The 12142-nt window shown below is 44.2% G+C and carries 10 protein-coding genes; 2 read left to right on the top strand and 8 right to left on the bottom strand.

The window, feature by feature from the left end:
* Positions 1-11 precede the first annotated feature (11 nt).
* From ACFORF_RS04140 to ACFORF_RS04115, 6 genes are read right to left on the bottom strand one after another with little or no spacing between them, the layout of a single operon-like run.
* Entirely contained in the window at positions 12-332 is a 321-nt protein-coding gene (locus ACFORF_RS04140) for a V-type ATP synthase subunit F (RefSeq protein ID WP_380425766.1), read from the bottom strand.
* The gene (locus ACFORF_RS04135) at positions 322-1332 is read right to left on the bottom strand and encodes a V-type ATPase subunit (RefSeq protein ID WP_380425764.1); all 1011 of its coding nucleotides are present in this window, start codon (positions 1330-1332) and stop codon (positions 322-324) included. Before ACFORF_RS04135 ends, ACFORF_RS04140 begins: the two co-directional genes overlap by 11 nt.
* Before the next feature lie 10 nt (positions 1333-1342).
* Positions 1343-1927, bottom strand: coding sequence for a hypothetical protein (locus tag ACFORF_RS04130; RefSeq protein WP_380425762.1), 585 nt, complete (start codon positions 1925-1927; stop codon positions 1343-1345).
* Between the two features lie 60 nt (positions 1928-1987).
* Entirely contained in the window at positions 1988-2467 is a 480-nt protein-coding gene (locus ACFORF_RS04125) for a V-type ATP synthase subunit K (RefSeq protein ID WP_380425760.1), read from the bottom strand.
* A gap of 1 nt (position 2468) precedes the next feature.
* Positions 2469-4442, bottom strand: coding sequence for a V-type ATP synthase subunit I (locus ACFORF_RS04120; protein ID WP_380425758.1), 1974 nt, complete (start codon positions 4440-4442; stop codon positions 2469-2471).
* Positions 4432-4755, bottom strand: coding sequence for a hypothetical protein (locus ACFORF_RS04115; RefSeq protein WP_380425756.1), 324 nt, complete (start codon positions 4753-4755; stop codon positions 4432-4434). The genes ACFORF_RS04120 and ACFORF_RS04115 overlap by 11 nt, the downstream gene beginning before the upstream one ends.
* A gap of 273 nt (positions 4756-5028) precedes the next feature.
* Here ACFORF_RS04115 and ACFORF_RS04110 point away from each other — a divergent pair, with 273 nt between their 5' ends.
* Both ACFORF_RS04110 and ACFORF_RS04105 read left to right on the top strand, forming a co-directional pair.
* Positions 5029-6294: a threonine/serine exporter family protein gene (locus ACFORF_RS04110; RefSeq protein WP_380425754.1), complete on the top strand. Its 1266-nt coding sequence runs from the start codon at positions 5029-5031 to the stop codon at positions 6292-6294.
* Positions 6295-6463: 169 nt separating this feature from the next.
* Positions 6464-7948, top strand: coding sequence for a DUF1846 domain-containing protein (locus tag ACFORF_RS04105; protein ID WP_380425753.1), 1485 nt, complete (start codon positions 6464-6466; stop codon positions 7946-7948).
* 42 nt (positions 7949-7990) lie between these two features.
* Here the strand turns inward: ACFORF_RS04105 and ACFORF_RS04100 are convergent, their stop codons facing one another.
* Both ACFORF_RS04100 and ACFORF_RS04095 read right to left on the bottom strand, forming a co-directional pair.
* Positions 7991-10705, bottom strand: a complete 2715-nt coding sequence (locus tag ACFORF_RS04100; protein ID WP_380425751.1) for a YfhO family protein — start codon at positions 10703-10705, stop codon at positions 7991-7993.
* 559 nt (positions 10706-11264) lie between these two features.
* Positions 11265-12080 (bottom strand): aldo/keto reductase, encoded by an 816-nt coding sequence (locus tag ACFORF_RS04095; RefSeq protein ID WP_380425749.1) that lies wholly within the window; start codon positions 12078-12080, stop codon positions 11265-11267.
* Positions 12081-12142 lie beyond the last annotated feature (62 nt).

The raw sequence follows: 12142 nt of genomic DNA, 5'->3' as shown, positions 1-12142 counted from the left end.
TGCTTCCTCCTTTATAAAATATTTTGTCCGACTGCCTTATCGACATTGTCCTGCAGCCTTTGTAATGCCAATCCTGTGTTCCCCTTGTGGGTCGGAATTAGAATAACCGCCGGGGTCACTTGGCTGTCGTAATAGCGAATGGTTTCCGGAATTTCTGCCGCAATGTCTTCGGTCAGGTAGATGATTCCAAAATCATTCATCGCTAGATGTCTCAATGTATTGGTCGCTTGCTGGGGTTCTGACACCGGAAAGGTCTGAAAGCCAATCATCTGAAAGGGCAAGATGGCGTCGCGATTGCCGACAACCCCAATTTTATAGGTTTTATTGGCCATAAATCGGTCTCATCCTTTCTGTGATTTGTTCCTCTGACAGATTATTATCCCGTCCAGCCAAGATCAGTCGGAGATTCTTCACCTCCAACTCTTTCCCAAAAAGGTAACGAGCCAGAGCCAAGGGGCTATCAGCCTGATAACGGGCCTGATCCAGCAGTTTGAAGATCAGCACATCATGCAGATATTCCAACTGGGCACTGGTAATCGTCCCTGCTGCCATGGCTTCTTCATAGGTTTTTAGGTCCATAGCAAAGCTATCTGGATTGACTTGGTTGAACCAGCTTGCCAGTTCAGTATTCTCAATCAGCTTGCGATAGCCTTTCCCATTTTGCGTACCTTCATCTGAGACCAGTTGGTAGATAAAGGAACGCGGTTTACCTTGGTCCAGACCACGTTTGACCGTTGTCATGTTATAAAAATCAATCATGAGAGTAACCAGTTGTTCAAACTCAGGCTCATCCAAGACGTCCAAAAGACGTTTGAGGTGTTTGAAATAAGCCAGGTCCATCCCAATCTCGATAACTCGAACATCGTGGTAGTCCTGAAATTCATTCCAAGTCGCCAAAACTTCTTCCTGCATGAAGCTTGGTACCATATCATCAGATAGGGTTACGACCAAGTGCTCCAGTGCTTCAAGTGAATAGGCACCGATTGGTATTAAGAGATGATTGAGCGATGCTTCTCTTGCCTTGGCCTTGAGAAGAACCTTGAGGTTATGATAGGTATAGCGGAGCGAAAAGAGCTGCACTACTTCTTTCACGGGAGCCTCTTGAACGGCCCACTTATAATCATGAAACAACTGCTTCATAAGGGCAGTCTCAATCTTATTGAGGTCAGAGAGGTCTTGGGCCTCTAACTGGTAAACTGTTCCCTGCAAGACCTGTGCGCAAGCGTCATTATCCTTAGCCTGCAAGAGAGCTTGAAATTGCTCAGGTGTCAGGAGACGACTTTCGCGAACAGAGATGGTTGTATTGATTTGGGAGAATAGGGTTGAGTCCATATCAAACCTCCTATTCCTCAGTGAAAATTGCAGTCGCCATGCGGTAAGATTCTTGATTCCACAGGGAATCAACGAGGCGGCTGAAGAGATAGTTATCATCAACCTGACCTGCTGTCACAACGATACCAGCCTCTTGAGAAAGACCCTCAGCCACAAACTTAGCTTGTGGGACAGAAGCCTTCAAACCGGCTAAATCTTCTTGACTTAGCTTATCAAGAGTCAGCTGTCCAAATTGGACACGGATAGCCTGCCCTTGGTAACGAGCCAAGAGTTTACTGATAAAATCAGCCTGCTTTTGACCCTCCCAATTTTCCATGGTTTCTTGGGCAGACTTAAAGATTTCCTTAAGCACCTTATTTTTAGTGACTAGAGTTGATTGACGAGCTTGGTTTTGAATTTGCTGCTCTTCACGCTGGAGCTGGCGCTTGACCGCTCCGATTTGTGAATTGCGTAAGGCTTCGCGCTCCTGTAAAAGAGCCTGTTGCTTGCGTTCAAATTCCTTCTCAGTTGTTTGGGTTGCCTCTGCTAGAAGCTGACGTCCTTGTTCATGGGCTTGTTCAAGGACAGAGGCTTTTAATTGTTCCATTTCAGACACAGATGGCCTCCTTATTCATGAATAGCTAGGCTTGGCCTAGGGTTGGACAATAGCAGAGCCTTATCCGACACGGTTCATCAAGATGAAGGAAACAACGAAGGCCAAGATAGCGTAAGTTTCTACCATGGCAGCCAAGATAGCACCCTTCATGAAATCTTCAGGTTTTTTGGCCAAAATTTGCATACCAGTCACAGAAACGTTACCTTGGTGTTTAGCTGAATAGTAACCAACGATACCAACTGGTAGGCAGGCAAAGAAGTAAGCCACACCTTTAGCCAAGTCAAGGTCAGATGTAATGTTCAAGAGAGTCAAGAATCCGATAACGAATCCGTAAAGACCTTGGGTACCAGGCAAGAGTTGCAAGATAAGGGCTTGCGCAAATTTTTCAGGTTGTTCTTTCAATAGTGCTGCAGCGGCTTGACCAGCCTTACCAACACCAAGGGCAGAACCCATACCACTGACGATAACAGCGATGACAACACCTAGGCTGGCAAAGAAGGCACCACCGTATTGTGAGAAGTAAGAAGCTAAGTTTTCCATGTTATTTTTCCTCCAAATGAGTTTCTTTTTTAATGTTTACATAAGTTTCAGCAGGCTTGAGTGGTTGGAAAGCTTTACCGCCACCTTCATAGAATTTACCAAATAATTCTACGAAAATCAGACGGGCCCCGTGCACGTATCCTGACAGTAGTGATAGGAAAAGGTTGACCAAGTGCAAGATGATAAAGAGCACTGTCCCCACAACAATCCGTGGCATCGGTGGAATCAAGGTCACAATCAAGTTGAAGGCTGACCCGATACTTGCCCCAGAAAGCCCTAATGCCATCAGACGGGTAAAGCTGACCAAGTCTCCAACATAACCAGAAGCATTGTAGAGATTGTAAAGTCCACTTCCAAGCCCCGCTAGACTCTTAGAACTGATGACCGATACCACTACGATACCAACAGCATTGATAATGGCAAGCCAGCTTCCGATAGTCTTTAAAATCGCAAAGCCAGGGATGAACATGCCAAGCACCAAGAGCAAGACTCCCAGTAAAATCATACACCAGGCAAAGCCATCGTTATAGGCACTGGCATAATCCTTCATTTTCAACTTCTGTTGACCGCCTAAGAAAAGCCCAATCAACAGGGTAATAAAACCAAAAGCAACGGACATGACCAAGATGGTCATAACGTCTGTGGTTGTTGAAATCAGCTTGACAGGTAATTCAAATCCGAAGAAAGAGCCATAGATCAAGCCCCAAAGAGTTGTCGAAATTCCCAAGAGATTGAAGAACTTCATAAATCGTGTCATACCCTTGTCCAAATGCAAGAACTTGAGCGCTGCCCAAGTCGCCAGAAAGACGACCACACCATAACCAATATCAGCCACCATCATCCCAAAGAAGACGAAGTAAAGTGGAGCCAAGATTGGCGTCGGATCTTTTTCATAGTATTTAGGGAGGGCGTACATTTCCGTTACGGTTTCAAAGGGCTCAACAAACTTGTTGTTTTTGAGCTTAATTGGAACATTGTCCCAGTCGGTCTCATCAACATCTTGGGCTGAGAGGTAGACCGCTTGCCCAAACTTGCTCTGAATGCCAACTTTAAGACGTTCAACCTGGTCTGCTTCCATCCAGCCCTCAAGAGCTGTCAGATTTTCTGTCGAGGCTAGCTTGGCCTTACTTTCCTGACGTGCTTGCAGACTGAGACTGTAATCGAGCTGGCGTTGCAGGTCTTCCAAATCAGGCTTGGCTTCTTGCAGATAGGCCAGGATAACCTCTTTTTCTTGCAAGTCTGCTTCTTTTTGCTCAGTCCAAATCGCTAGTTGTTCGCTCGGCAAGATATCCTTATCGTAATCAAAGACTTTAAAGGCATAAGCATCCGCCAAATAAGTCGGTAAATCCAAATCTCGGTTTGCAGTAAAGACGATGAGACCATGTTCTGTTTCACTATGGAAGACTTTTTCCAATTGCAAAGCAGGATCTGCTTGAATCCCTCGATAATCAGAATCGTCCTCGGAGTTAGGAACAGTCCCAATCAAGGCACGCAAGTGACTGAAACCCTTGAGGGCCTTAGGTGTCGTGGTTAAGCTCTGCCATTTTTCAAGGGCTGAAACCTTAGCCCTAGTCTTATCAATCTGATCTTCCAGTTCTTGCAGACGACGCAGCTGACCTTGAACCTTCTCCAAGATAGCTTGACCTTGACCATTTTGACCAAAGTCCTCGAGGCTAGCGAGATCTAACTCAGGTTTAGCCTGACGCATACTAGCTAACATGCCTTGTTTGGGCTGGTGCGCTGATAGTTTCTGAATAGCGAGCTCTAACTCCTGATGGTAGGTCTGTAAACTGCCAAGGTCTGCTTGTCCAGCCAAGGACTGGACCTCTTGATTACCTAGGGCTACTTGCCAATCGGGAAGTTCTTCCAAATCCCTAACCTGCACCCCCTGCTGAGCCTGCAAAAATTGTAAGATGGTGTCTAACTGGGCCTTGGGAAAGACCAGCGAGACCTTTTGCATGCGACTAATTGCCATAAACGTCTACCACCTTGTCCACAATCTGCTGAACCAAGTCATCTTTTTTATCGGTCAAGGCTGTCCGAACTTTTGCATCATTTTCTGCAATGGTCTGGTCACGTTCTTGACTGAGCTGAGCCAAGCGAGTCGACATTTCAGCTTCTAAATTACTAACCAGATTTTGAGTTTCCTGATCATAGGCGTGAGCAATCTCATCCAAGCGACTCTGAGTCGTTGCTTGTAGGTTCTGAGCCTTAGTCTGATAGTCTTTTATGACGTCCTGTGCCGCAGACTCGATGGCTTGCATGACTTCCAGTGTCGAATTTGCCATGTTGCTACCTCCTTCTAGCACTTTTTTTTATGCCAAATATGTTTAGATTATACCACAATAATTTTTGATTTACTATGTCAAAAAGTGACTTCTCCCCTGTTCAAATCCTAGATTTGGCGCCTTTCTTCCTATTTAATCCAGAGGTAATAAAAATCACAGTTTAAGTCAAGGTTTATCAGGAATTCTCAAAAAATTAACAAAAACAAAAAATATTTTTCAGCAAGCCCTTTCATCATCCTTGAAAAAACCTCTTCTGCCCTCTATAATGGGATTATGAACTTAAAAGAACAATCTCAAAAACTCCCACAAAGCTTGACCATCGAGCCAGCCCTTGAGGCCATTGTCAAGGCGGGTCGTCTTCTCATGGAAAATGGGGCTGAAATTCATCGTATCGAACTGACCGTTAATCACATGGCCCAAGCCCTTGGCATTAAAGGATTTGAGGCCTTTGTCATGAATAGGGGTATCTTTGTTTCAGGCCTAAATTCACAAGGTTTGGCAGAAGCCAAGGTCATCACAACCCAAGAGACCGGTATGAATCTGCGGATTCTGGACGAGGTCAACGCCCTCTCCCGTCGGATTAGTCAGGAGCCAAGCTGGACACCAAGTAATATTTTACAAGAACTCAACCATATTGAAGGACGGTCAGATTATTCTGCTTTGACAAGTCTCCTTGCCTATTTTGTAGGTGCAGGTGGTTTCGCTTGGGCTCTAGGCAGCACCCTTATAGATACCCTGATATCGGCTAGCACAGGACTCTTTATCGGGCTCCTCCTCCACTGGATGAACCCCTGGCTTAAGACCAGTTTCGTCCGCATTATTCTGGCCAGTGGACTTGCCACCTTGGCTGTTCATGGACTGGTATTAACTGGTTTAGGACAGAGCCGCAGTCTTATTTTATTGGGGGCTTTTATGGTCTTGATTCCTGGAGCCACCTTTGTCAATGCTATCCGGGAGTTTTCTCAGAGCAATTACCCGACTGGCCTATCTTTAGCCTTGTCTGCCCTCTTGACCTGCATTTCAATCTCAGTCGGGGTTGCAGCCAGTTTAGGCCTAATTCCAAGGGCAACACCCTTATCAGCTGGCTTTTCATTGGATCACCTCTCCATACTCGACTTTCTTACCAGATCCCTAGCTGCCGGTATTGGCACTGTCGCTTTTTCCGTTTTCTACTCAGTTCCGAGACGCTTCTTTAAGGAACTGGGGGTCTTGGGCACTCTGACCTGGTTGCTTTATCTGATTATTGCAACTTCAACTGGCAAGGAGGCCCTGGCCATCTTTATCCCTGGACTCATTATTGCAGCTATGTCTCAGATTTTAGCCATCTACCGCAAATCTCCTGCAACCATGTTTCTAGTCACTAGCATGTTCCCCCTCCTACCTGGAATCAGCTTTTATCGCGCTACCTACCTCGTCCTGACTGGATCGACTGACCTGGCCCTGCAACAGATGCGGACCTCCTTCATCTCCGCCTTTACCATCGCCATTGCCATCACTCTGGCCCAACAGATTCCTTGGAAAAAATGGCTGAGCTTTTAAACTAACAAACCCAAGCAAATTCATCTTCTGAAAAAATTTTTTCAGCTCTGCAAGCTTGATTTAACAACACGCAAGCGTTTGCGGAAACCTACACATCATCCTTTGCCCGCTCCATATAGCTTTGCAATTCTTCAAAAGTATGTTACAATGGTTTTCCAGAGGTGAAAAAATGAAAACATTTGCTTTTGATTCAACTAAATACTTAAATCTGCAGCGTGACCATATCTTAGAGCGCATCGACCAATTCGGAGGAAAACTCTACCTCGAATTTGGCGGAAAAATGCTCGAAGACTTTCACGCTGCTCGTGTTTTACCGGGCTATGAACCCAACAACAAGATGAAACTCCTTCATGAGTTACGCGACCAGGTCGAAATTGTCATTGCTATCAACGCCAACAATATCGAACATTCTAAGGCGCGTGGTGATTTAGGAATTTCCTATGATCAAGAAGTCCTACGTCTCATTGATACCTTCAATGAACTGGGTATCTTTGTCGGCTCTGTCGTTATTACTCAATATGCCAACCAGTTGGCTGCGGATGCCTTCCGTAAAGAATTGGAGAAAAACGGCATCGCGTCCTACCTCCACTACCCAATTCAGGGCTACCCCACGGACATGGACCACATCATTTCTCCAGAAGGAATGGGCAAAAACGACTACATTAAGACTAGCCGTAATCTTGTCGTTGTCACTGCACCTGGCCCAGGTTCTGGTAAGCTAGCGACCTGTATGTCTCAGCTCTACCATGACCAAGTTAACGGTGTGACCTCTGGCTACGCTAAGTTTGAAACCTTCCCAGTATGGAACCTACCACTCCATCATCCTGTCAACCTGGCTTATGAGGCTGCAACTGCTGACCTGGATGACGTCAACATGATTGATCCCTTCCATTTGGAAACCTATGGTAAGACAACGGTCAACTACAACCGTGACGTGGAAATCTTCCCTGTTCTCAAACGCATGCTAGAGCGGATCCTAGGTGAGTCTCCTTACGCTTCACCTACGGACATGGGTGTCAACATGGTCGGCTTTGCTATTGTCGACGATGAAGCTGCTAAGGAAGCTTCTAAGCAAGAAATTATCCGTCGCTACTACCAAACCCTGGTCGACTTCAAGGCAGAGCGTGTCCCTGCATCTGCAGTTAAGAAAATCGAACTGCTCATGAACGACCTTGGCATCTCAGCCCTGGACCGTCAAGTAACTGTCGCTGCACGTGCCAAATCTGAGGAAACTGGTGCACCTGCTCTGGCCATGGAACTGCCAAACGGCCAAATCGTAACCGGGAAGACCTCTGACCTCTTTGGCCCATCTGCTGCTGTCATCATCAACGGCATCAAGGCTCTGGCCGGTATCGACAAGGAAACCCTCCTCATTGAAGCGGAATATGTCAAGCCTATTCAGTCTCTTAAAATTGACCATCTGGGTAATAAAAACCCACGCCTGCACTCCAATGAAATCCTCATTGCTTTGGCTATCACTGCCATGAACAATAAGGATGCCGACAAGGCTATGCAGGAACTGGGTAATCTTGCTGGTAGCGAGGTCCACTCAACCGTAATGCTTCCTGAAGAAGACAAGAATGTCTTCCGCAAGCTAGGCATCAACGTCACTGTTGACCCTAACTATTCGCAAGAAAAATTATACCGTAAATAAGATGTTAAAAGACGCTAACTTTCGTAGTTAACGTCTTTTTATTTATTCTTTTTTAGCGCTCTTATGTTCATGATAGCAGAGCATTCCAAACAGACATAGGCTGATAAGGGAAACGACCGCTGACCAAGCAAGATAAGGATTCTGGTAGGTAAAAACCACTTTATGCTGACCTTTCTTTACCTCAACCGCTAGAAATAATTTATCAGCGACTTGAAGTTTCTGCTTCTCTCCATCGACGGTCACAGACCAGCCATCTATAGCAGGAACTTGGACAACCAATAATTTATCCTGAGAGAGATTTAGTTCACCTGAAATACGATCGTCTTTGATGATGACTTTCTCCAGGTGCTCTTGAGAGAGTTTACTAGAGTCTTCAAGAATTTTTTGAACATCTTGAGTCAATACCTTTAACTTATCAAAGGAATAGAATCCTGGCTTAGCAAATCTAATCGTGATAGATGTTCGACCGTCTTCTTCATGACCCAGATTAACCAAAAAGTCATGGTTATCAGAATAGAAATTATCATCTTGAGTTCGATAATTTAAGATAGCTTTATGTTGACCACTAATTAATTTTAGATTAGTCTTTTTAGCATCTTCTGAAGCAAAGAGACCCACTTGCCCTTTTTGAGAAAACTTAAGTCCCTCAATTTGAAAATAAAGCTCTTGATTAGCAGTAGCCGCAAAAGTCAGGGTCACAGAAGCCTTATTTTCATGGACATCAAAGGCATGATTTTTAACTTCAAGACCATCAGCATCAGTAATCGTATAGTCTTGGTTCTGACTCAAACTACTTAAGGACGCTTTTTGGAGTTGGCCCGCATTTTCTACAATGACTGTTTCTAATAAGGCGGCCTGCTTGTCTAAAGGCGAGAGTGCCTCATAATTTACGCGACTCATTGTTGTCGCTGAGGTATAGCCAAATGGCAGAGCATAGTCCGATTGATAGAGGGTAAATTTACCGGACTCGCTTACTAACTGATTATAAGCATATGGAAGAAGAGCTTCTTTACCTTTTGGGATTGCAAGATACTTGACCGTAAACAAACTCTCTAGAAGACTTCGGCCATCCAAATTATAATACTTCTGCGTAATATCATAATTCAATTGCATGTCATCAATGAAGTCAGCGACAGGTGATGTCAAAGTACTAAAATAATAACCAATCCCATTTTGGTTCCATAGCATTGCTGAGTTGACCATCAAATCTGAACTAGTGACCCCGACACTATCAAAACGATAGACACTTTCATCTTCAAGCTTAGCGACCAGCTCTGTCGCTGTATTTTTTGTGAGCTTCTCATAGGCTTGTCCAGATTCTATCTGGTAGCGTCCTTGATTCTCAAATAAGACAACTAGACTGTTAACCATTACTAAGAAGCTGAGAAAGGCTAGAGTAGGCTTTGAGCGCTTCCCTTGCCATTTGGGCTTTCGAATCCAAATCAAAAATCCAAGAGTTACAAAAATTTGTAAGTCAATCACGATTAGAAGCTCTGACCTAAGAAGTTCTGCACGGTAAGAAACATAACTTAATCCCATCAAGAGTCCAAGTCCACACAAGATGACCAGCTTTGCTATTTTCCCAAAAGGCTGGTTCAAAAGTCTGGGGAACATGACAACTAGGATATGAGAGACCGAAAAGCCCAGGGCCCAAATCCAACGGTTGGAGGCATAACCAAAACCATTAAAAACATGGCCAGCCATAGGTAAGAAACTGGCTGCCATTAGAAGACCGAAGCGGAAAGCGAGTGGAGCTAAATCCTTGTTAGAACGAAGACTAGCAAAAAGTACTAAAATGGCAATAACACCTAAAGCCGTGTAGCCATAGTTACTATAGCCATCAACTACTGGCACAAGCAATGAAGGAATGGCCGTCAAATTCCGACTTAGACTATAGAACAAGGTCAAGGTACGGACAATACCAACACGCGAGACCCCTAAGAAGCTGACAATCGTCGGTATCAAAAGAACAGCTGCCATTCCAACCGATAAAAGGCTGGTGAGGATAAACTGACCAACCATTAGCAGGAGATGCTTGAAATCCTTGATACCGTACAACTCAATATAGCGCAAGACAGTATAGCCTAAAACAAGTAGGCAAAGCATATAAAAGAAATAAAAATTAGCCATTCCAGCCAAAGCTAGAGTCACAATATAGTAGGTTTTCTTTTGCCCAGCTAAGATTTTTTCAATGCCAATTAAAAGGAAGGGGAAAAAGACCATTGGCAAGGCAAAGTAGGGATGGCGCAAGGGGCCAAAAAGCCCGAAGCCACAAAAAACATATAATAAAGCACCAGCAGAGGCGGCACTTCTCTCATAACCCTTATAGTAACAAAAGGCCAAAAATGCCAAACCCGCAACATACAATCGTAGAACAATCAAACCATTATAGGCCAGTTCTGAGAATTGCGTCGGTACCAGAACAGATAGGAGCGAAAATGGATCTCCAATCACATAGTAGGTCAAGGTCGAAATGATATCCTGACCATAACCAATGGACATATCCCAAGTCGGTAGATCGAAACTATGATGGATAAAGACTGTCGCTAATAACTGTCTGAGGTAACGTCCATAGTAGATAAAGGCATTATAATGTTGGACCAGACCATCCTGAGCCCCTTGATCGCTATAGTAAATGAGGGATTTATGTCTCAGAGCAAAAAATCCTAAAATCACAACTACCACTATTGAAAATAAAATAGTATAGGGACCATAATAGGAAATTTTTTCTTTTAATCTTGCTCCTACCTTCTTCATCTTTTTCACTCCTCTCCTACAGAATACAGTTCACTTCCCATTATACCATAGCTAGAAAGAGAAAAGGGAAGGGAGGATGACCTATCAAGAAAATATAAACTCTCCCTAAACTTTTGGTAGAAAATTAGGGAGAGCTTTTAGAAATCATTAAAAATGTCATTCTCCAGTAGCAAGTAGATAAATTCTCATTTTTCTATGGTTGCTCGCTCAGATGGTCGACATCTAGTTTGGACAATAATACTACTGCCTCAACATGTGCTGAGAGCTTGCTTCTATACTAATAGACGAAAGAGAGTGAGAGTGATTTTAGAATTATACTGTGGAACGGAACCATATCCCTGTCAACGATTCACTTTTCAACCGACTAACCGAGGATAATCACGACTCAACAACATAAAGAAGACCGTAACGACAATGGTTGCACACTGTCGTTACAGCCTTTCTTTTTCTCTATAAGTCTACCTCAGTTCCTTCAAGGAAACAAATCGTGATTTCTCCATCAAGCCAAGCGACGACCATATCGTAATAATACTCAAATCAATTGATTCGAAGGTTATGCTCAATCCGCTGGCACATAGGCCATCAGGTTTTTCTCACGTTCTTCCAAGGTCATATTGAAATAACGGAAGTCTTTATCAAGGGCATTGATCCTTGCCATTTCCTCATCGGTCAAGGCAAAATCAAAGATGGCAATATTCTCTTTTAAATGGTCCGGATTGGTCGTTTTTGGAAAGACAGCATGACCAGACTGAATATGCCAACGTAGGATAATCTGTGCATCGGTCTTGCCATATTTTTGAGCTAGTTCAGTGAAGACAGGCTCATTGATTAAACTAGCGTCCCCGTGTCCAAGTGGATACCAGCTTTCGATGATCGCACCGATCCCTGCAATCCGTTCTTTCAACTGACTTTGTTGGAAATAAGGATGGCATTCCACTTGTAAGGCTGCCGGCTGGACCGTTGCCAGCTCAAGAATTTCTTCCAAACGTTCAGATTCAAAATTACTAAGTCCAATGGAGCGGACTTTCCCAGCTTGAACGGCTGCTTCCAGGTGTTTCCAGCCCGCCTTATAATCGCCAATTTCTTGGTGCAAGAGGACAAGGTCAATGTAGTCCATATCTAGGCGCGCCAACATCTTATCAATCGCCTTTGGATCCGCATAATCGCTCGGCCATAACTTTGAGGTGATAAACAATTCACTGCGATGCAAGCCAGAGGCCTTGACCGCTTGCCCAACTTCACGCTCATTTTGATAGGCATGCGCCGTATCCACATGGCGATACCCAAGAGCAAAGGCATCCAGTAAATTTTGCTTCGTTTCTTCAGGTTTTACTAAATGATAAATTGTAAAATATAGTGCAACAAAAAAACTCACAGAGTTTCTCTCGTGTAAACTGTAAGTAACCACACAAACAGAGCACGAGGACATCTATGAGC

Origin of the sequence: Streptococcus caprae, assembly GCF_042649745.1 — a bacterium.
GTDB lineage: Bacteria > Bacillota > Bacilli > Lactobacillales > Streptococcaceae > Streptococcus > Streptococcus caprae.
This window is presented reverse-complemented; position numbering and strand designations above follow the sequence as displayed.

Excerpts from the sequence above, each read along its gene's own strand:
- ACFORF_RS04140 (WP_380425766.1), bottom strand. The coding sequence starts at position 332 with ATGGCCAATAAAACCTATAAAATTGGGGTTGTCGGCAATCGCGACGCC.
- ACFORF_RS04135 (WP_380425764.1), bottom strand. The coding sequence starts at position 1,332 with ATGGACTCAACCCTATTCTCCCAAATCAATACAACCATCTCTGTTCGC.
- ACFORF_RS04125 (WP_380425760.1), bottom strand. The coding sequence starts at position 2,467 with ATGGAAAACTTAGCTTCTTACTTCTCACAATACGGTGGTGCCTTCTTT.
- ACFORF_RS04120 (WP_380425758.1), bottom strand. The coding sequence starts at position 4,442 with ATGGCAATTAGTCGCATGCAAAAGGTCTCGCTGGTCTTTCCCAAGGCC.
- ACFORF_RS04115 (WP_380425756.1), bottom strand. The coding sequence starts at position 4,755 with ATGGCAAATTCGACACTGGAAGTCATGCAAGCCATCGAGTCTGCGGCA.
- ACFORF_RS04110 (WP_380425754.1), top strand. The coding sequence starts at position 5,029 with ATGAACTTAAAAGAACAATCTCAAAAACTCCCACAAAGCTTGACCATC.
- ACFORF_RS04105 (WP_380425753.1), top strand. The coding sequence starts at position 6,464 with ATGAAAACATTTGCTTTTGATTCAACTAAATACTTAAATCTGCAGCGT.
- ACFORF_RS04100 (WP_380425751.1), bottom strand. The coding sequence starts at position 10,705 with ATGAAGAAGGTAGGAGCAAGATTAAAAGAAAAAATTTCCTATTATGGT.